The 19,337-nt window shown below is 66.9% G+C and carries 20 protein-coding genes; 11 read left to right on the plus strand and 9 right to left on the minus strand.

Going from position 1 to position 19,337, the window contains the following annotated elements; translation table 11 throughout:
• Positions 1 to 203: 203 nt before the first annotated feature.
• From CHB64_RS00810 to hemH, 3 genes are all read right to left on the minus strand, one after another.
• Positions 204 to 494 carry a GIY-YIG nuclease family protein gene (locus CHB64_RS00810; protein WP_089410692.1) on the minus strand — a complete coding sequence of 97 codons (291 nt, stop codon included), beginning with the start codon at positions 492 to 494 and terminating at the stop codon, positions 204 to 206.
• A 342-nt stretch (positions 495 to 836) separates the two neighbouring features.
• The gene (locus tag CHB64_RS00815; RefSeq protein WP_089410693.1) at positions 837 to 1,610 is read right to left on the minus strand and encodes a TerC family protein; all 774 of its coding nucleotides are present in this window, start codon (positions 1,608 to 1,610) and stop codon (positions 837 to 839) included.
• Between the two features lie 398 nt (positions 1,611 to 2,008).
• Positions 2,009 to 3,040 (minus strand): ferrochelatase, encoded by a 1,032-nt coding sequence (gene hemH / locus CHB64_RS00820; protein ID WP_089410694.1) that lies wholly within the window; start codon positions 3,038 to 3,040, stop codon positions 2,009 to 2,011.
• Between the two features lie 208 nt (positions 3,041 to 3,248).
• Between hemH and CHB64_RS00825 the strand changes: the two genes are divergently transcribed.
• Positions 3,249 to 4,262 carry a hypothetical protein gene (locus CHB64_RS00825; RefSeq protein WP_089410695.1) on the plus strand — a complete coding sequence of 338 codons (1,014 nt, stop codon included), beginning with the start codon at positions 3,249 to 3,251 and terminating at the stop codon, positions 4,260 to 4,262.
• A gap of 4 nt (positions 4,263 to 4,266) precedes the next feature.
• On the opposite strand, the gene CHB64_RS00830 is transcribed toward CHB64_RS00825, so the two are convergent.
• From CHB64_RS00830 to nth, 3 genes are all read right to left on the minus strand, one after another.
• Positions 4,267 to 6,018: an AMP-binding protein gene (locus CHB64_RS00830; RefSeq protein ID WP_089410696.1), complete on the minus strand. Its 1,752-nt coding sequence runs from the start codon at positions 6,016 to 6,018 to the stop codon at positions 4,267 to 4,269.
• Between the two features lie 97 nt (positions 6,019 to 6,115).
• On the minus strand, positions 6,116 to 6,823 hold the full coding sequence (gene pyrF, locus CHB64_RS00835; protein WP_089410697.1) for an orotidine-5'-phosphate decarboxylase: 708 nt from the start codon (positions 6,821 to 6,823) through the stop codon (positions 6,116 to 6,118).
• On the minus strand, positions 6,820 to 7,815 hold the full coding sequence (nth, locus tag CHB64_RS00840) for an endonuclease III (RefSeq protein WP_089410698.1): 996 nt from the start codon (positions 7,813 to 7,815) through the stop codon (positions 6,820 to 6,822). Before nth ends, pyrF begins: the two co-directional genes overlap by 4 nt.
• Positions 7,816 to 7,943: 128 nt before the next feature.
• Between nth and CHB64_RS00845 the strand changes: the two genes are divergently transcribed.
• The 6 genes from CHB64_RS00845 (at position 7,944) to CHB64_RS00870 (ending at position 12,637) form a co-directional block, all read left to right on the plus strand.
• Positions 7,944 to 8,489, plus strand: a complete 546-nt coding sequence (locus CHB64_RS00845) for a DUF2244 domain-containing protein (protein ID WP_200815188.1) — start codon at positions 7,944 to 7,946, stop codon at positions 8,487 to 8,489.
• 9 nt (positions 8,490 to 8,498) lie between these two features.
• Positions 8,499 to 9,038: a hypothetical protein gene (locus CHB64_RS00850; protein WP_089410699.1), complete on the plus strand. Its 540-nt coding sequence runs from the start codon at positions 8,499 to 8,501 to the stop codon at positions 9,036 to 9,038.
• A 22-nt stretch (positions 9,039 to 9,060) separates the two neighbouring features.
• On the plus strand, positions 9,061 to 9,501 hold the full coding sequence (locus CHB64_RS00855; protein ID WP_089410700.1) for a VOC family protein: 441 nt from the start codon (positions 9,061 to 9,063) through the stop codon (positions 9,499 to 9,501).
• Positions 9,495 to 10,103 carry a GNAT family N-acetyltransferase gene (locus tag CHB64_RS00860; protein WP_143265910.1) on the plus strand — a complete coding sequence of 203 codons (609 nt, stop codon included), beginning with the start codon at positions 9,495 to 9,497 and terminating at the stop codon, positions 10,101 to 10,103. The genes CHB64_RS00855 and CHB64_RS00860 overlap by 7 nt, the downstream gene beginning before the upstream one ends.
• A 63-nt stretch (positions 10,104 to 10,166) precedes the next feature.
• Entirely contained in the window at positions 10,167 to 11,126 is a 960-nt protein-coding gene (locus tag CHB64_RS00865; RefSeq protein WP_089410702.1) for an ABC transporter ATP-binding protein, read from the plus strand.
• The gene (locus tag CHB64_RS00870) at positions 11,123 to 12,637 is read left to right on the plus strand and encodes an ABC transporter permease (protein WP_089410703.1); all 1,515 of its coding nucleotides are present in this window, start codon (positions 11,123 to 11,125) and stop codon (positions 12,635 to 12,637) included. The genes CHB64_RS00865 and CHB64_RS00870 overlap by 4 nt, the downstream gene beginning before the upstream one ends.
• Before the next feature lie 18 nt (positions 12,638 to 12,655).
• Here the strand turns inward: CHB64_RS00870 and CHB64_RS00875 are convergent, their stop codons facing one another.
• Positions 12,656 to 12,844 (minus strand): zinc-finger domain-containing protein, encoded by a 189-nt coding sequence (locus tag CHB64_RS00875; protein WP_089411413.1) that lies wholly within the window; start codon positions 12,842 to 12,844, stop codon positions 12,656 to 12,658.
• 161 nt (positions 12,845 to 13,005) lie between these two features.
• On the opposite strand from CHB64_RS00875, the gene CHB64_RS00880 reads away from it, so the two are divergent.
• Positions 13,006 to 14,001 (plus strand): ABC transporter ATP-binding protein, encoded by a 996-nt coding sequence (locus tag CHB64_RS00880; protein ID WP_089410704.1) that lies wholly within the window; start codon positions 13,006 to 13,008, stop codon positions 13,999 to 14,001.
• Positions 14,002 to 14,019: 18 nt separating this feature from the next.
• Here the strand turns inward: CHB64_RS00880 and CHB64_RS00885 are convergent, their stop codons facing one another.
• Complete coding sequence (locus CHB64_RS00885; RefSeq protein ID WP_089410705.1) at positions 14,020 to 14,940, minus strand: 1-acyl-sn-glycerol-3-phosphate acyltransferase; 921 nt, start codon at positions 14,938 to 14,940, stop codon at positions 14,020 to 14,022.
• A 77-nt stretch (positions 14,941 to 15,017) separates the two neighbouring features.
• Here CHB64_RS00885 and CHB64_RS00890 point away from each other — a divergent pair, with 77 nt between their 5' ends.
• Positions 15,018 to 16,283 carry a prolyl hydroxylase family protein gene (locus CHB64_RS00890; RefSeq protein WP_159462356.1) on the plus strand — a complete coding sequence of 422 codons (1,266 nt, stop codon included), beginning with the start codon at positions 15,018 to 15,020 and terminating at the stop codon, positions 16,281 to 16,283.
• 1 nt (position 16,284) lies between these two features.
• On the opposite strand, the gene rph is transcribed toward CHB64_RS00890, so the two are convergent.
• Positions 16,285 to 16,995 carry a ribonuclease PH gene (gene rph / locus CHB64_RS00895; RefSeq protein ID WP_089410707.1) on the minus strand — a complete coding sequence of 237 codons (711 nt, stop codon included), beginning with the start codon at positions 16,993 to 16,995 and terminating at the stop codon, positions 16,285 to 16,287.
• 161 nt (positions 16,996 to 17,156) lie between these two features.
• On the opposite strand from rph, the gene CHB64_RS00900 reads away from it, so the two are divergent.
• Both CHB64_RS00900 and hrcA read left to right on the plus strand, forming a co-directional pair.
• Entirely contained in the window at positions 17,157 to 18,176 is a 1,020-nt protein-coding gene (locus CHB64_RS00900; protein WP_089410708.1) for a hypothetical protein, read from the plus strand.
• 78 nt (positions 18,177 to 18,254) lie between these two features.
• Positions 18,255 to 19,283, plus strand: coding sequence for a heat-inducible transcriptional repressor HrcA (gene hrcA, locus CHB64_RS00905; RefSeq protein ID WP_089410709.1), 1,029 nt, complete (start codon positions 18,255 to 18,257; stop codon positions 19,281 to 19,283).
• The last annotated feature ends 54 nt before the right edge of the window (positions 19,284 to 19,337 follow it).

The raw sequence follows: 19,337 nt of genomic DNA on the forward strand, positions 1-19,337 counted from the left end.
GAAATGCTGCGCTGCTGGTCCGGGACCGCTCTCGACCCGCTCCGAGCCCGGCCGGACCCGATCCCGGGTCTGCGGCGCGTCGTTTCACGCCGCGCCGCGCCCGGGATGACGGAGAGGGCCGGACCCGATCCCGGGTCTGCATTGCATCGCTGCGCGCTGCAATGCGCCCGGGATGACGGAGAGGGCCCGGGCGCCGGATCGCGTCACCGCCAGCCGAGCAGCGGATACAGATCTTCCCAGCCCGGATTCATCTCTTCGATCAGCCTGACCTTCCAGGCCCGCCGCCAGCGCTTGATGCGTTTTTCTTCGCTGATGGCGTCCGTTATGCGCTGATACTCGGCGTACCAGACGAGCCGGTCCAGGCCGTAACGCCGGCAGAAGGCCGAGCCCCGCCCCTCCCGATGCTGATGGATGCGCCGGGCCAGATCGGCGGCCACTCCCGTGTACAGGACGCCGCGGGGCTTGTTCGCCAGCATGTAGACATAGCCGGGCATTGCGAAAGGTTACGGTCTGCAAAACCAACCGTCACCCCGCGCCTGATGCTCCCCGTCGTCCCGGATGCTGCGCAGCATGAAATGCTGCGCTGCTGGTCCGGGACCGCTGTCCGCCCGCTCCGAGCCCGGCCGGACCCGATCCCGGGTCTGCGGCGCGTCGTTTCACGCCGCGCCGCGCCCGGGATGACGGAGAGGGCCGGACCCGATCCCGGGTCTGCGGCGCGTCGTTTCACGCCGCGCCGCGCCCGGGATGACGGAGAAAGCCGGACCCGATCCCGGGTCTGCATTGCATCGCTGCGCGCTGCAATGCGCCCGGGATGACGGAGAAAGCCGCGCCCGGGATTACGGAGAAGGCCGCGCCGTCTTGCGCCGCGCGCGGATGTTGAGAAGCTCCACCGCCAGAGAGAAGGCGATGGCGAAATAAAGATAGCCGCGCGGAATGTGAAAGCCCGCCCCGTCGGCGACCAGCGCGACGCCGATCAGCAGAATGAAGGCGAGCGCCAGCATCTTCGTGGTCGGGTGCTTCTCGATGAATGCGGCCAGCGGCTCGGCCGAGACCGCCATGACGATCGTGGAGAGCACGACCGCCGCAATCATCACGATCAGGATGTTCGTCAACCCCACCGCCGTGATGACGCTGTCGAGGGAAAAGACGATGTTGATGACCATGAGCTGGACCAGCACGCCGCCGAGCGTGGACCTGGCCCCGGCTTCCTCATGGGCGACGCCTTCCACCGCGGCGTGAACCTCGACGGTGCCCTTCCACAACAGGAAGAGCCCGCCGGCGAGCAGCACCAGATCCTTGGCGGTCACGGATGCGATCGCCTCGCGGGCGTGCCCGTCCCCGCCCGCCAGAAACGCGGCCAGTCCCTGCGGCAGCGTGAACAGCGCGTTCCTGTCGAGGCCGACGATCCAGAAGATCGCGCCGAGCATGGCGATGCGCAGGATCATCGCGCCCCACACCCCGAAGCGCCGGGCGAAGACGTGCTGTCTGTCCTTCAGCTTCGAGACGGCGATCGAGATGAAAAGCAGATTGTCGATGCCGAGAACGATTTCGAGGAAGGTGAGCGTCGCAAGGCTGCCCCAGAAAGCGGGCTCCGCGATGAGATCGGCCATTTTCCCCTCCGGACCATTCAATAGCGGCTATAGCGCGATTTGCCGCCAAGGGGACCGCCCGGATTTCCCCGCGCCGCGTCATTCCGGATGCTGCGCATCTCCCCGTCGTCCCGGATGCTGCGCGGCATGAAATGCCGCGCTGCTGGTCCGGGACCGCTCTCGACCCGCTCCGAGCCCGGCCGGACCCGATCCCGGGTCTGCGGCGCGTCGTTTCACGCCGCGCCGCGCCCGGGAGGACGGAGAAAGCCGAACCCGATCCCGGGTCTGCATTGCATCGCTGCGCGCTGCAATGCGCCCGGGAGGACGGAGAAAGCCGAACCCGATCCCGGGTCTGCATTGCATCGCTGCGCGCTGCAATGCGCCCGGGAGGACGGCGGACACCGGGAGGACGGGCGCGGCTACGCCCACCCCGCGAGCTCGCGCCGGGCGAGCGACTCGAGAAGCGCGACCGCCTCGGGCGCGTCGTTGAGGCAGGGGATCGCGTCGAACGCCTCCCCGCCCGCGGCGAGAAAACGCGCACGCCCGGCGACGGCGATTTCTTCAAGCGTTTCGAGACAGTCCGCCATGAAGCCCGGCGTCATCACGGCGAGCCACCTCGTCCCTTCGCGGGCGAGGCGCTCGATCGTCTCGTCGGTCGCCGGACCCAGCCATTTCTCCGGCCCGAAGCGGGACTGAAAGGCGATCGGCGCGGCCTCCTCGGACCAGCCCATCGCCGCGCGCAACAGACGCGCCGTCTTCTGGCAGTGGCAGTGATAGGGATCGCCCGCCGCGAGGAATCGTTCCGGCAGGCCGTGAAAGGAAATAATCACGCGCTCGGGCGTCCAGCCCAGTTCGGCGAAACGCCGGCGCGCGCCCGCGGCGAGCGCTTCGATATAGGCCGGCTCGTCGTGAAAAGCCGGCGCAAGGCGCAGCGCCGGCTGCCAGCGCATGGCGCGGACCGCCGCGAAGAGCGCATCGTTCACGCTCGCCGTGGTCGAGGCCGAATATTGCGGATAGAGCGGCAGAACCAGAATCCGCCCTGCGCCCGCGGCCCGCATCGCTTCGAGCCGCCCGGCGAGCGAGGGCGCGCCGTAGCGCATCGCCCAGTCGACGAGAACGCCCGCGCCCAGCCGCGCCGCAAGCGCCTCCGCCTGCCGCCGCGTGAACCAGCGCAGGGGCGATTCGCCCTCCTCCCGCCAGATCGCCTTGTAGGCCCGCGCCGTTCTGGCGGGGCGAACGTTGAGGATCACGCCGTAAAGAAGCGGCAGCCACAGCGCGCGGGGATAATCCACCACCCGCCGGTCGCTCAGAAACTCCGCCAGATAGCGCCGCACCGCCCCCGGCGTCGGCGCGTCGGGCGTGCCGAGATTGACGAGCAGAACGCCCGTGCGCGGCGGGGCGATCGCCGGATGGCCTTCGGGCAGGTTCCGGTTCTGTGAGGGGTCGTTCATGGCCGGCGTCCGGGGCGAAGGGGGGCGAGAGTCATGCGGGGGACGTTCAAATCCTGTTTACGCGGGCGGGGCGCGGCGAGATGTCCCGCCAGGCGCACCGATTACGCCCCGCCCTGTCACAATAGTGAAACAGAAAAACACGAGGGTGCCCCCGCCTCGCAAGGGGGGCGGCGGCCGCGCGCCGCGCAAAACCGGACAGGCGGGCTTGATGGACATCGGCATTACTTTCTGGGCCATGGTGGGCTTCTGCTTCGCCGCCTACGCAGTCGTGGGCAACGACGCGTTGCAGACCCTCGGCACCTTCATCAACTCCAATCGCAAGCTGCCCTGGTGGGCGCTGTTCCTGTTCGCGGCGACGGTGCTCTGCGTCACCTTCGTGATCGGCTATATCCAGTTCGACGGCGATCCGTCCTGGGGCCGGCTTTCCAACGCGAAGAAATATCCCGTTTTCGAGGTGCAGTGGTATCATGTGGTGCCGGCCTTCGTGCTGCTGCTGCTGACGCGCCTCGGCGTGCCGGTCTCGACGAGCTTCATGGTGCTGTCGATCTTCGCCTCGGTCGAGGGGATGACGTCGATGGTCCAGAAGTCGCTTTACGCTTATGTCGTCTCCTTCGGCGTCGGCCTCGTTCTTTACGCCGTGCTGGCGCCGACGATCGAGCGCTATTTCCTCAACACGCCGGAAAAGGCGCAAAAGCCCTTCTGGATTCTTCTGCAATGGGTCACCACCGCCTATCTGTGGGGCGTGTGGCTGGTGCAGGATTTCGCGAACATCTTCGTCTTCCTGCCGCGCGATCTGACGCCCGTACAGGCGTTCGCAGGGGTCGGCGTGATTATTCTTTTCCTGCTCGTCACTTTCGCCAACCAGGGCGGTCCGGTGCAACGGATCATCCGCTCGAAGAGCAACGTCGCCGACATCCGCTCCGCGACGATCATCGACTTCATCTACGCCTCGCTGCTCGCCTATTTCGCCTATATCTCGACCACGCCGCTGTCGACGACCTGGGCGTTTCTGGGCTTCATCGCGGGACGCGAGTTCTCGATCGCCACCATCGACAAGATCCGTTCGCCCGGCGCGACCGCGCGGCTTGTGGGCATGGACGCCTTCAAGGCGTTCGTCGGCCTCGTCATCAGCGTCGGTCTCGCCGTCGGCCTGCCGCGGCTGGCCAGGGCCATCGGCGAGAACGCGGAGTTCGCGGCGCTGTTCGCCGGGCTCGGCGGCTGACGCCTCACTCGGCCGCCTTGGGCAGAGGGTCTTCGTCCGGCGCGTCGGAACGCGCGTCGCTCGCCGCCGCGCTCTGCGCGCGCTCCTCGCGCGCGGCGCGCTTTTCCTCGGCGCGCTGGCGTTTTTGAGCCTCTTTCAGTTCGCGCCGCGTCGGCGCCGGCGCAGGTTCCGCGGCGGCGGCTTCGAGCGCGGCGAGGCCCTCCTCGGCCATGCGCTGGATCGTCGCATAGTCGAGCTTGCCGGTGCCCAGCACCGGCACGTCCGCGACGCAGACGATTTTCTTCGGCACGGCGAGCTCCGGCACGCCGTGCGAGCGGGCCCAGGCGAGCAGCAGGCCGCGATCGGCGCCCGCCTTGGCGGTCACGAGGACGATCTGCTCGCCCTTGCGTTCGTCGGGCAGCGCGACCGCGCCATGCAGATGATCCGGCCAGACGGCGCAGGCGCAGTTCTCCACCACCGCGAGCGAGATCATCTCGCCGCCGATCTTGGCGAAGCGCTTCAGCCGGCCGCGGATCGACATATAGCCGTTCTCGTCGAAGGCCACGACGTCGCCGGTGTCGTGCCAGCCGTCGGCGAGCGGCTTGACGACGCCGGGCTCGTCCGGCGTCAGGTAGCCCTTCATGACGTTCGGCCCGCGGATGAACAGCCGTCCTCCCTCGGCCAGTCCTTCCACCGGCTCGACGCGCGCCTCGATCCCCGGCAACAGCCGGCCGACCGCGCCGGCGCGGATGTCGCCCGGCTGGTTGGCGGCCACCACGGGCGAGGCCTCGGTCACGCCGTAGCCTTCCAGCACCTCGAAGGAGAAGCGCCGCTCAGCCGCCTGGCGGGTCTCGTCCTTGACGCGCTCGGCGCCGCACACGGCGATCCGCAGCGAGCTCATGCCGCCTTCTTCGCTGGCGCGCATGTACTGGTTGAGGAAGGTGTCGGTGGCGAGGATGATCGTCGCGCTCGTCTCGAAGATCCGCTTGGGGATGATCTTGGTCTGCAAGGGCGAGGGATGCAGCACGACCGGATAGCCGGCCATCACCGGCCACAGCGTTCCCGCCGTCAGGCCGTAGCAGTGAAAGGCCGGCAAGGGATTGAAGAAAACGTCCGTCGGCTCGATCTCCACATGCTCGGTGATCTGCTGGATGTTGGCGAGAATGTTCGCATGGGTGAGAACGACGCCTTTCGGATCGCCCTCCGTGCCGGACGTGAACAGGATGACGCCGGTATCGTCCGGATGCGGATCGGCGGCGAGCAGCTTCGGCAGGAGCGGGCCCGCAAGGGCGCGCAGCTTGTCGGCGCGGGTGAGCGCTTCTTTCGCGTCTTCGAGATAGATGAACTCCACGGCCTCCGACAGCTCGGCGATCAGCTTCTCAAGCCCGGCGAGTTCGACGAACTTCCTGGCCGTGACCACGCGGCGCACTTCGGCGGCGTTGCAGGCGGCCTTGAGATTGCGCGCGCCCGCCGTGAAATTGAGCATCGCCGGCGTGCGCCCGCGCGCGAGGATCGCCAGAAAGGCGATCAGAATGCCTGCGCCCGTCGGCAGAAGCACGCCCACGCTTTCGCCCTTCGTTGTACGGCGCGCGATCGGCCCGGAAATGGCGAAGGCGCCGCGGACGATGTCCCGATAGGTCAGCTTGCGGCCGTCGCCGTCGATGACGGCGAGGGTCTTGCCGCCCTTCCGGCGCGCGCTTTCCAGAAAGGCCTGGAAAATGGACCGACGCGAGCGCCGGAGCACCCGCCTTACGGCGTCGCCCTTGTGAGCGTTCATGGGATACCGCCTTCCTGCCCCGGACCCTCCTTCTTGCGAGGAGGTCGCTTCTTTTTAACAAGGCGGGGCCCGGCGCGCAAAGGCGGCGCGGCCAAGGCTAGGACGGCCGCGCGGCGCGGATTTCCTCGATGACGGACCGGGCCGCGGCGGCGGGATCGGGCGCCTGCACGATCGGCCGGCCGACGACGAGATAGTCCGCGCCGGCGCGCATGGCGGCGGCTGGCGTCGCCGCCCGCTTCTGGTCGTCGGCGCCGGCGCCGGCGGGCCTCACCCCCGGGGTGACGATGAGGAGCCGGTCTGCGAAACGCGCGCGGATCGCTTCGGCCTCCTTCGCCGAAGCGACGACCCCGTCGGCGCCGGCCTCGGCCGCGAACTCGGCGCGCTTGAGGACGAGATCCTCGAGCTTCGTCGTGATCCCGGCGCGCTCAAGCGCGGCCTGATCGAGGCTCGTGAGCACGGTGACCGCGATGATCTTGAGCCGAGGGTCGTCGCCCCGTCCGGCGACGGCCCCTTTCAGCACGTCCGGCTCGGCGTGCACCGTGAGGAAATCGCCGCCCAGCCGGCGAACGCTCTTCACGCCGCGCTCCACCGTCGCGCCGATGTCGTGAAACTTGAAATCCAGAAAGACCTTCCCGCCCGCTTCCATCAGGCGACGCGCAAGCTCGATCCCGCCGACGGGCATGAGCTGATAGCCGATCTTGTAAAAGCGGCCCGCGGCGCCGAGTCGCGCGACGAGCTCCTCCGCCTGCGGAACGTCCGGCAGGTCGAGGGCGATGATCAGTCTTTCCGCGGCGTCAGGCGTCATGCGGCGGCTCCTTTCCTCACGCGCCTTCGCGGGACGAGACGCAGACGCTGGCCGCCCTTGGCGACGACTCGCTCGATTTCGCCTTTGACTTCCATGTCGAGCTTGACGGTCGTGGTCCACCAGGAAACCGAGCCGAGACTCTCAAGCTCTTCGGCGGAAAGACGCGCCTTCACCGCGTCGGGAAGCTCTTTGAACGCAAAGCCCTCTTCCCCCGCCGTCTTCAGCGCGTCCAGAATCGCGCGCCGCACGGCCTCATATTTCCAGCGCGGAATGCGCACGCTCGCCCGGCCCGGCGTCGGCGTGCGGCATTCGATCTTTTCCTCATCGCGGGCGGATTTGCGCGCATGAGCCGCCGTCTTGTCCGGATAAAGGCAAAGATCGGCGACGACGCAGTTCGGACAGTCGGGCCGGCGCGCCTTGCATACATAACGCCCGTGCAGGATCAGCCAGTGATGGGCGCCGCGCAGATATTTCTTCGGCGTGATCTTTTCGAGCGCGCGCTCGACCTCAAGCGGCGTCCGGCCAGGCGCAAGGCCGGTGCGGTTGGCGACGCGGAAGATGTGCGTATCGACCGCGATGGTCGGCTGGCCGAAAGCGACGTTGCAGACCACATTGGCGGTCTTGCGTCCCACCCCCGGCAGTTTTTCCAGAGCCTCGCGGTCGGCGGGAACCTTCCCGCCGTGCCGCTCGATCAGGATCTTCGACAGCGCGATGACGTTCTTCGCCTTGTTCCGCCACAGGCCGATGGTTCTGACGTGCTCGCCGAGTTTCTTCTCGCCCAGCGCGACCATTTTTTCCGGGCTGTCGGCGATCTGGAAAAGACGCGCCGTCGCCTTGTTAACCCCGACGTCGGTCGCCTGCGCCGAGAGCACGACTGCGACCAGCAGGGTGTAAGGATTGGTGTAATTCAGCTCCGTCTCCGGCGCGGGATCGCGCGCAGCGAGGCGGGCGAAGAATTTCTCTGCCTCTGTCCGGGTGAGCGTGCGGGGCATGACGGGACTGTCTCGGCGGGCCCGGCCCAAGGACGGGCCGTCCGGACATAGCAGCGCCCGGCCCGCGGCGCAAAGCGGGCCGATCCGCCGCAATTGGCGGGCGCGCCGACCCGGGATAGGCTCGCCCCATGCCGAGACTTTCCGCCTTCGAGGACATGGCGCCCGTCGTCGCCGGACGCGCGCGCGATCTCCCGCCCGCGCCGGCCCCGCCCGATGAGCGGGTCTTCGACGCGATCCTTTACCCGAACCGCTCGCTGCCCGACGCCGGTTTCGCGGCGGTGATGAGCGTCATCATCGGCGTCAATCTGAGTTTCGGCCTTTATTTCTATGCGCTCGGCGCCTGGCCGGTGCTCGGCTTTTGCGGCCTTGATGTTTTTCTCGTATGGCTCGCCTTCAAGCTCAGCTATCGGCAGGGCCGGCTGCACGAGCGGGTGCGGGTCACGCCGGACGCCATGTGGGTGAGCCGCGTGCTGCCTTCCGGCCACGAGACCCGCTGGCGGCTGCAGCCCTATTGGACGGAGGTGCATATCGACCGGCCGGCGCGTCATGAAAGCCAGGTGCAGGTGGTCTCCAAGGGCCGCACGCTCGTGCTCGGCTCCTTCCTGTCGCCGCGCGAGCGCGCCGAGTTCGCGGACGCCCTGGCCGAAGCGCTTGCGCGCGCGCGGCGGGGGTGAGGAAGGACCATGGTCGGATTCTTCATCGGCGGCGTGGTCATTCTGGGCGCGTGCTTCGGGCTCTATGCGCTCTGGGCGCGACGGATTTCAGCTGAAATCGCCGAGGGCGGCGAGGTCGAATGGGCGCAGCTTCAGAAGAACGATCCGGAGCTGGTCGCCGGCCTTACGCGCGAGCAGTTCGACGCGATTTATCGCCGCGTGAACTTTCCGCGCTTCCCGAAATACGCCCTCGCCTGCGCGGCGGCTTTTTTCCTCTCTCTGCCGATCATCCTAGCGCTCCTGTCGGGCGGGATATGGGCGGGCGAGGCGTTGGGTTTGCTGCCCGCGCCGGCCGAATTCGCCAATCGCTATCTCGTCGAGGACGGACGGATGCGCGTGATCACCGCCGCGACGCCAGAGGCGGCGATGTATTACGCGCGCGACCTTGCCGGCTTTTACTATTTCTTCGGCGTGCTGTTCGCCTGGATCGTGATCGTGACGATCTTTATGCGGCGCTATCATGCGCGCCGGCCGGGCTATCTGCGCGAGGAGATTCTGCGCGCGCGCTGACTGACGGAAAGGAACGCGATCTATGGAATATTTGCACACGATGGTTCGGGTGAGCGATCTCGACGCTTCGCTCGACTTCTATTGCAACAAGCTTGGCCTCGTGGAAGTGAGCCGCAAGGACTATGAAAAGGGCCGCTTCACTTTGGTCTTTCTCGCTGCGCCCGGCGACCTCGAGACCGCGAAAGAGAAGAAGTCGCCTATGCTGGAGCTCACTTATAACTGGGATCGGGAGGAATATTCCGGCGGGCGCAATTTCGGCCATCTCGCCTACCGGGTCGGCGACATCTACGCCGTCTGCGAACGTCTGATGAAAGGGGGCGTGACGATCAACCGTCCGCCGCGCGACGGACATATGGCCTTCGTGCGCTCGCCCGACGGCATTTCCATCGAGCTCCTTCAGAAAGGCGAGCCGCTGGCGCCGGCCGAGCCCTGGGCGAGCATGGAGAATGTCGGCGCGTGGTAAGGGCGTCTGCGAAACCGGCGTTTGCGGTTCATCCGCTCACAGCCGAGCGCTGGGCTGATCTCGAAACCGTATTCGGCCCTACGGGCGGCTATTGCGGCTGCTGGTGCATGTACTGGCGCGCGCCGCGCCGCGACTTCGAGAACCCTGAGGCCCGCAAGCAGATGAAAGCCCGTTTCCGCCGGCGCGTAAGGAAAGGCCCGCCGCCCGGCCTCATCGCCTACGCCTGCGACGGCGAGCCTGTCGGCTGGATGCAGCTCACGCCGCGACCGGACGCGCCCAACTGGAACGGGCCGCGCCGGCTTTCGGCGCCGCTCGACCCGGCGGAAGGAGACGACCCGAACGTCTGGGCGATCAACTGCTTCGTCGTACGACGGCGCTGGCGCCGCAAGGGCGTCGCGCGCGCGCTGCTGGGCGCGGGCATCGACTGGGCCCGAAAGAACGGCGCGCGCTGCATCGACGCCTGTCCGGTGGAAACGGCCGAAAACAAGCCGGCCGTGTCGCTTTATCACGGGACCGCGGCTATGTTCGCGCGCGCGGGTTTCGTCGAGATCGCCCGCCGCCGGGGCGACCGGCCGCTCGTGCGGCTTCGCTTCGGCGCCTGAACGTCTTCTTAAGCTCCGCCGGCTATCCGCCTGTTGCAAGAATCCGCCGCCCGAAAGCGCCCAATGACCGAAACCGTTCTGTCGCTCGAAAACGTGGTCAAGCGCTATGGCGGGCTCGCCGCCGTGGACGGGCTGTCCTTCGCAGTCGCGCGCGGCGAGATCTTCGGCTTTCTAGGCCCCAACGGCGCGGGCAAGACGACGACTTTGCGGATGATCCTCGGCATCATTCCGCCGACGGCGGGCCGCATCACGGTTCTCGACTCGATCTCGGCGATTCCTGTGCGCCATCGTCTCGGCTATCTGCCGGAAGAGCGCGGCCTTTACCGCAAGATGCGCGCCGCCGAGACCATCGCCTATTTCGCCCATCTGCGCGGAGTGCCGGCGCGCGCGGCGAAAAAGAAGGCCCATGAACTTCTCGAACGCTTCGGTCTCGCAGACTTCGCACGGGCCAAGAATGAAGCGCTGTCGAAAGGCATGGCGCAGAAGGTGCAGCTTCTCGCGACCATCGCGCATGAGCCGGAGCTGCTCATTCTCGACGAGCCTTTTTCCGGTCTCGATCCCATCAACCAGACGACGCTCGAAGCGCTCATCCGCGACCTCAAGGCGGAAGGGCGCACCATCATCTTCTCGACCCATGTCATGCAGCACGCAGAGCGTCTCTGCGATCGTTTCCTGATCATCGCCAGCGGGCGCAAGCGCTTCGAGGGCGATCTCGCCGCGGCGCGCGCGGCCTTTCCGCCGCGACTCCTGCTGCGCACACGCGATCCCGTCGACCCGCTCGCCGCCGCGCCCGGCGTGCGCGAAATCGTCGCTCTTGGCGAGACGACGGACGGTGAGCGAGAGTATGAAATCGTTCTCGAGCGCGGCGCAGACCCGCAGCTTGTGCTGAAGGCCGCTTTCGAGGCGGGCATACGGCTTTCGAGCTTCGAGCGCGCCGGGGCGAGTCTGCACGATATCTTCGTGGCGCTCGCCGGCGAGAAAGAAGACGAGCAAGCCTGCGCCATGAAGGAGGCGGCCGAATGAAGTCTGCCTTGCTGATCGCCTGGCGCGAATACCGACAATATATTTTCTCGCGCGGCTTCCTGTTGTTTCTGGTGCTGTTTCCCCTCGGCGTGCTCTTCGTCGGAGCGACCGTCGGCTATCTTGAGCGGGCCAAGCCCGCGCGCAGCTTCGTCGTATTCGACGAAACGGGCCGCTATGTAGACGCCATCGACGCCGAACTCGAACGCCGCCGAAAGCGGGCGATCCTGTCGGCGTGGGACGCCTATGTAAGGCTGGCGGCGGAGCCGGAAGCACTGGAAGCCGCGCTGATCCCCGAACCTTTCGCGCCAGGTCCGGCCAACCATGCGCGCGTCGAGGCGTTCTTCGCAGCCGGGCTCGACGCGGCCGCGGCCGCTCTCGCGCCCTATCTGCGCGAGAATGCGCCGGCTTTCATCGAACCGCGGCGCCAGTTCGAGCGTTTGCCGCTTCCCGAGGAAGCGCGCGCGGCGAAGAATCTCGCGGATGCGGCTGAGAGACTGAGACCCTATCTTCTCGACGAAAAACGCCCCCCCGGCGCGAAGGAGCCGCTCTTCGCGGCCGTGCTGATCCCGGCTGGCTTCTCGCGCGCGCCGGATGCGCCGTCTGCGGAATATTGGAGCCGCAACCTGACCGATCCCGCCCTCGAAAGCGTGATCGCCGACGCGCTCGACTACGCGCTTCAACGCGAGGCGGCGGGAGATTACGGACTGTCAGCGGCGGCGCTTGAGGAGATAGCGGGAATCGACGCGCCGCTCGAATCTTTCAGACCCGACAAGGCCGACGGCGAAGCCGCGCTCACCTTGCGCGACCGCATCGAGACCTCGCTGCCGGCGATGATGACATATATGCTGCTGGTCGTTGTTTTCGGCGTCGGCAATCTGCTGCTCACCAACACGATCGAGGAACGCTCGAACAAGATCGTCGAAGTGCTGCTGTCGTCGGTCACTGCGGGCGAGTTGATGATGGGCAAGCTCGTCGGCATCGCCGCGGTCGGCCTTACGATGCCGGCGATCTTCGTCGTCGGCGGACTCGTCATGGCGTTCGTCGCGCCTGGCGGGAACGAGTTCGCCGCCGAAGCGGCCGGCGCGCTGTTCGGCTCGCACCTCATCTGGGTCTATCTGTTCTATTTCTTCTGCGCCTATGCGATTTTCGCGATGATCTTTCTCGCCATCGGCGCGATGTCGAATTCGCTGCAGGACGCGCAGAGCTTCATGGGCCCGGTGATGCTGGTAGTGTTCCTGCCGCTGCCGTTCATGTTCATGGTCTATCAGAATCCGAACGGCCTGATCGCTTCGATACTCACCTGGATTCCGATTTACACGCCCTATGCGGCGATGATGCGCGCCGCCGCCGGCCCGCCCCTGTGGGAGATCGTCGGCGCCACCGCGCTGATGCTCGCCTTCGCGATCGCGCTGGCGCGCGTCATGGGCCGGATCTTCCGCAACGCCATCTTGCAATCGGCGCCGCCCAAGGCGCGCGACGTCTGGCGGCTAGCGAAAAAGGAGGCGCGCTAAAGGGCGCAGCAAGCCGAATCAGCTTCCAGCCTTTTCCGGATCGTACACGAATTTCCGGTCGCAATAGCCGCATTCGGCTTCGCCGTCTTCGAGCGAATACCACACGATCGGATGGCCGAGGGCGCCGCCGCCGTCGCAGGCGATGCGGCGGGTTTTCACATAGATCACCTCCGGCGGCGGAGGAGCGGCGGGCGATTCGTCGGACATCGTTCGCGCCTGTGCGCTGGCTGACATGGCTTCGGACATGGCGGTCATGGGCGATCCGCTTTCAACGGTCCGCCCTGATTGGCGGGCGGCGTCCGCGCCGTCAAGGCCTCCTGCGCCGACAGAAGCGTTGACCGCCGCGCCGCGGGCCCCATATTGCGCCCATGAACCTTCAGCCCGACATTTCGCCTGTCCCGGCCGGAGCGCCCGCGCGCGCCGGCGCCAGACGCGAATGCGCCATCGTCGCGCGCGGTCTCAAAAAGACCTACGCCGCGACGAAAAAATCCCCCGCCAAGGAGGCGCTCAAAGGGATCGATCTCGAAATCCCGCGCGGGTCGATCTTCGGCCTTCTGGGGCCCAACGGCGCGGGCAAGTCGACCTTCATCAACATTCTCGCCGGCCTGGTGAACAAGACCGAAGGCTCGGTGTCGGTCTGGGGCTTCGACATCGACCGCAACCCGCGCCAGGCGCGCGCCTCCATCGGCGTCGTGCCGCAGGAAATCAACGTCGACGTCTTCTTCACGCCCAAGGAGGCGCTCGAAATCCAGGCGGGGCTCTTCGGCGTGCCGAAAGCCGAGCGGCGCACGATGGAGATCCTTCGCACGCTGGGCCTCGAAGACAAGGCCGACGCATATGTGCGGATGCTGTCCGGCGGAATGAAGCGGCGCCTGCTGGTCGCGAAGGCGATGGTGCACGCCCCGCCGATTCTGGTTCTCGACGAACCTACGGCCGGGGTCGACATCGAGTTGCGCCGCCAGCTGTGGGATCATGTGCTGGAGCTGCATGAAAGCGGCGTCACCATCGTTCTGACTACGCACTATCTCGAAGAGGCGCAGGAGCTGTGCGACCGCATCGCCATCATCCATAACGGCGATGTCGTCGCCTGCGAGCCGACGGACAAGCTTATCGCCTCGCTCGACCGCAAGACGCTGATGGTCACGCCCCTGGCCCCCCCGGCCGCCGCGCCGGATCTCGCGCCGTTCGAGGCCGAGCTCAAGCCCGACGGGCGGCTCGCCATTCCCTATCGCCCAAGCAAGGCGCAGGTGGCGGAAATTCTTGAGCGCCTTTCCGCCGCCGGCGTGCGCGTTCGCGATCTTTCCACGGTCGAGGCCGATCTCGAGGACGTGTTCCTGGAGCTCACCTACAATTCCGGACGCTGAGAAGATCGCACGCCACGATTAGCCCGCAATCGAATCGCATGACGGAAGCGGCCGCCATGGCAGGCCGGCTCTTATGCGGCGAAACGCATGCTCGCGCAGCGCTGCGGTCACTTCGTGGGGATCGCCTTTAAGCGCTTCGGGCGGGATCGCCGGACCGAAAGCGATGTCGAAGCGCTTGCCGCGCTTGTTCAGAAGCTCGTTGAACAAGGTGATATCGCGCAGCTCCGTGCTCAGCTTCCAGAACCAGTAATAGAGCCATGAATTGCGCGCCTTCACGTCGGCGGGCACCACAGGACAGCGGTATTTCCGCGCGAAGATCGCGACTGAAGGCTGCCAGGGCTGCTCCTGCAGCGCGCGTGTTTCGTCCATATAGGCGATGCGCCCGGAGGCGAAGAGAACGACGCAGGCGCCGCTCTCGAAAGCCCTCATCGCGCTTTCGAGGGTTTCGCGCGAGCGCGCCCGCGTGCGCTTCGCCTCCACCCACTCTACGGGAATGAGCGTTTCGGCGAGACGCGGCGCCACGCGGATGGCGTCACGATTGGCGAAGAAGATGACGTCCTGGCGCACCTGTTTGAGCGCGTCGTACATCGCGACGCCGTCGGCGATCCCGGTCGGATGGGTCGAGGCGATGATGACCCCGCCGCGTCGGGGCACGTGTTCAAGTCCGCTCACAGCGACGTCAAGCGACAAAATCCCGCTTACATGACCGAGCACGCCGCGACCTGACAGAGGCGCGATCGCGTCGGCCATGCGCGCCGCCTCCTTCTTGCGCAGCAGCGGATACAGGATCGCGCGGTAAAGCGGCCACAGGCGGGAACGGACGAGCGTCGTCGCACGCTCTTCGATCAGCGTCTCGACAATGTGCTTGTCGCCATCGTTTCCCGACGAGACGTCGCCGTCTCTCGCTGGGGCGCCGACCGACTGATCCGCCTGCGCCATAGTCCCTCCGGTTTTTCGCCCGGCACGCCGGCGGGCGTCTGTCTTTAAGTCGCGTCCTGATGCTATCAAATTCCTCCATGAACGAGATTAACGCCTTGAGGGCCCGGGCGAACGCCGGCGACGCCGCGGCGCAATATCGGCTCGCCGCCATGCTCGCGCAGGCCGGCGATGCCGCCAGCGCGAAGGAATGGCTCGAGAAGGCCGCCGCCTCGGGCCATCCAGGCGCCATCTACACGCGGGCGACCGAGCTGCTGTCCGGTCCGCCGGCGCATATGGCGCCCGTTCGCGCCGCGGACATGCTTCGGGAAGCGGTCGAGAAGGGCGGGCTCGGCGCGGCCCGCCAGCTCGCGGCGCTGAAAACGCTCGGCCTCGGCGCAGCGACGGATCGGAGGGGCGCCCGCGCGCTCCTCGCGAAGGCCGCGGCGGGGGGCCATCCCGCCGCGATGCGGGAGGCGGCCGCACTGGCGATTATGGCTGGACGGGATGCGGCGGCGGCCGACATCCTGCTCCGGACCGCGGCGCTGAAAGGCGACTGGATCGCGGCGGTCCTCGCCTTGCGCCGGGGCGGAATCTTCACCGACGCCGAAGCGCAGAGCGCGTTGTCGCAACTGCGCCAGGCCGGCGCGCCGCTTCTCGACCGACACGGGCCGCCCGCAGCGACGGCGACGCAACCGCGCGCCTTGAGGGAAAACGAAATCGCAGCGCTTCTGGAGAAAAACGACGCGCCTGCGCCGTCGCGGAAAGTCCTGCGCGAAACCGCGCCGCGGCTCGTCGCTTACGAGAAGGCGCTGACGCCTCTTGAGTGCGATTATGTCATTTGCGCCGCCGCGCCGCTATTGACGCCGTCGGCGGTCGTCGATCCCAGGGCCGCCGGCGCGCGCCAGGAATCGTTTCGCACTTCCGACGGCTGCGCCATCGGCGTGGTCGATCTCGACCTCGTGCTCTTTGCGATCTGGGAAAAGCTCTGCGACGCGGTCGGCGCGCTTACGCCCAATTCCGAGCTCATGGGCGTGCTGCGTTATCGCCCGGGCCAGGAATACAGGCCCCATCACGACTATCTGCCCGAAGACGAGAAAGACTATTCAGAAGTGCGCCGCGCCGGTCAGCGCGCCCATACCCTGCTCGTCTATCTCAATGACGGCTTCGCAGGCGGCGAGACGATATTTCCGAGACTCGGACTTTCGTTCCGCGGGCGCGCGGGCGACGCGCTGTATTTTCAGAACACAGATGAAACGGGCGTTCCTATAGAAGACAGCCAGCACGCTGGAGCCGCCGTCTCCGCCGGCGAGAAATGGATGCTGACTCTGTGGATCCGCCAGCGTCGTTTCTGGTTCTGGAAATAGTCTATTCGAACGCCGCCTTCTGGCGCGCGGCGAGCCCGGCGCAGCCCTCCTTGGCCAGCGACAGAAGCGCAGCGAACTGCTCGTCGGAGAACGGCGCTCCTTCCGCCGTCGCCTGAATCTCGACGAGTCCGCCGCGGCCGGTGATGACGAAATTCGCATCCGTCTGCGCCGTCGAATCCTCTGCATAATCGAGATCGAGCGCCGGCGCGCCGTTTACGATGCCGCAGGAGACCGCGCTCACCGAATCAACGACCGGATTGGCGGCGATCACCCCGTCGCGAACAGCCCATCGGCAGCAATCCTCGAGCGCCACCCAGGCGCCTGTAACCGCGGCGGTGCGCGTGCCGCCGTCGGCCTGAAGCACGTCGCAATCGATCAGGATCTGGCGCTCCCCGAGGGCTTTGAGATCGACGACGGCGCGCAGGGAACGCCCTATGAGGCGCTGGATCTCCTGGGAGCGGCCGGACTGGCCGGCCTTGGCCTCCCGCTTCATCCTTTGATGGGTCGAGCGCGGCAGCATGCCGTATTCGGCCGTGACCCAGCCGCGGCCCTGCCCGCGCAGCCAAGGCGGCGTCGTCTCGTCCCACGTGGCGGTGCAAAGCACGTGGGTGTCGCCGAACTTCACGAGACAGGAGCCTTCGGCGTGGCGGGCGACGCCGCGCTCGAGGCTGACGGCGCGCATTTCGTTGAAGGAGCGGCCGGAGGGGCGCATGAGACGATCCTGAGTTGAGAGGGGCCGGACGTTCCGGAGCCAGTCTCGTGCCTACCCCTCGCATCCGCGCTTGTCGAGACGGACCGAACACGGAGGCGTTTCACAAGCCTCGCCTCGGCTGCTAGGATCGAAGTGGGGGTAGAAAGGTCGGGGGAAGACGCATGTCCTTGCGCGCCGCCGTCGCCGCGCTTGTCTGTCTGGCGCTTCTGGTCCTGGCCGCTCGCCTGATTGCGGGATTCCACGATGGCGGGCTCGCCGATCTTCTGACCATCCTCGCTTTCGCCGGCGGTTCTATCTGGTGCGCTCTGGCCGCCTGGACGGCGATTCCGGCCGCTTTCCTGACGATCATCGCCGCCTTCGCAGCGTTTGCGGATTCGCAAGACGAGGAAGAGCCCCGCCGCAGAGGCGGTTCGGTCGGCGCGGCCGCCTTTTTCTTCCTGCTCGCTGTCGGGCTGATCTGGCTCGCCTTCGCCTGCGCAAACCGGACGGCGGAAGCGGCCGCCCCGCCGCCGGCCGCGATCGTCGAACCCGAACCTGCGTCTGAGCCCGAACCCGAACCGCCCCCGCCCGAAGACGAGCCCGAGCCTGAACCGGAACCCGTCGCAGCGCCGTCCCCGCCTGCGCCCACGCCCGAGGTCTTCGCCGCGCCGGTCTATTGGGAATACATGTATCCGCTGATCCTTGACGGCGACTACCGGCGCTCGCCGAGCATGATCACCCGGCTCGACAGGCTTTTTCCCCTTGACGATCCAGACGGGGAGACGCGGGCGCTGCTGTGCGGCAAGGCCTGGGTCGCGATCGCCGGCGCGGCCTCGCAGGAAGGGCCGCGGGCGCGTAACGAACGTCGCGCCCGCCTGCGCGCCGAGCTCGCGCTCGCCGCCGCCGGTCGGTGGCTCGATGCGCATGCGGCGGAAGACTGCCCCAGGCCGGCGCTTGTCGGCCTCGATCTGGGCCAGCACGCTGCGACCGTGGAAGCGCCCCGCATGGATGGAACGGACACCGCCTGGCAGCGCCAGATCCTGATCGTGACCCGCATGGCCGCGGCGGAGGAAATGACCGGCGCGGACAAGGCTCTCGAGGAAGTCCGCGCCTTCTATGACGATCCGCAAGGCCGGGCCGCCCTGTTGGCGGGGCGCGTCTACTCCCGCCCGGCTCATATCTTCGCGCCTGACGCCCGGTAATCCGAACGCCTCTCTTCCGCCCGATAACTTGCGCAGCGTCGTTCAATCCATACATAAATCACGATAAAAGTCGCCGCCATGAGCGCTCTCAACGAACTGGATGCGCGAGCTCGCGAGATTTTTCGCGATCTCGTGGAAGAATATTTGCGCACCGGCGAGCCGGTGGGCTCGCGCACGCTTAGCCAATCCTCCGGGTTGGGGCTGTCTGCCGCGACCATCCGCAACGTGATGGCCGATCTGACCGATCTCGGCCTTCTCCATGCCCCCCATATTTCAGCCGGACGGCTGCCGACCGAGCGGGGCCTTCGACTGTTCGTGGATAGCTTGATGCAGGTCAGCGATCTCACGGAAGAGGACCGTCGCGAGATCGATTCCGGCCCGGTCGGCGCGGAAGGCGACACGGTGCTCGAGAAGGCCGCGGCGAAGCTTTCGGGCCTCACTCATACGGCGAGTCTGGTGCTCGCGCCCAAGACCGAAGCGCCGCTGCGCCATATCGAATTCGTTTCGATCTCGCCCGGTCAGGCGCTCGTCATTCTCGTCTTCGAGGACGGCCGGGTCGAGAACCGCATTATCACGCTGCCCGACGGCCTGCCCGGCTCGGCGCTGATCTACGCCGGCAACTATTTGTCGGAGCGGCTGCGCGGGCGCACCATCAGCGAGACCCGCGAAGAGATTCTGCGTGAGATCGAGAACCACCAGGCCGCGCTCGACGCCCTCACATCCAGGCTCGTTCAGGAAGGCGTCGCCGAAATCGCCGGCGGCGAGCGCTCCTCGCTGATCGTGCGCGGACGCGCCAATCTGCTTGACGACGCCTCCCAGGAAGACCTTGAGCGCGTGCGCATGCTGTTCGATGACCTCGAACGCAAGCGCGACGTGATCGACCTTATCAACGCCGCCCGCGACGGCGAAGGGGTGAAAATCTTTATCGGCTCGGAAAACCGGCTTTTCTCGCTCTCGGGTTCCTCGGTGATCGTCGCGCCTTACCGCGACCAGAACCGGCGCATCGTGGGCGTTCTCGGCGTGATCGGCCCGACGCGACTCAACTACGCCCGGGTCATTCCCATCGTGGACTACACCGCCGAGGTCGTCTCGCGCCTGTTGAAATGACGCCCCCTCGCGCGTACATGCGGGCCGACCTCAGGTTGAAAGATGGATATTTCG

This window comes from Amphiplicatus metriothermophilus (genome assembly GCF_900199215.1).
GTDB lineage: Bacteria > Pseudomonadota > Alphaproteobacteria > Caulobacterales > Parvularculaceae > Amphiplicatus > Amphiplicatus metriothermophilus.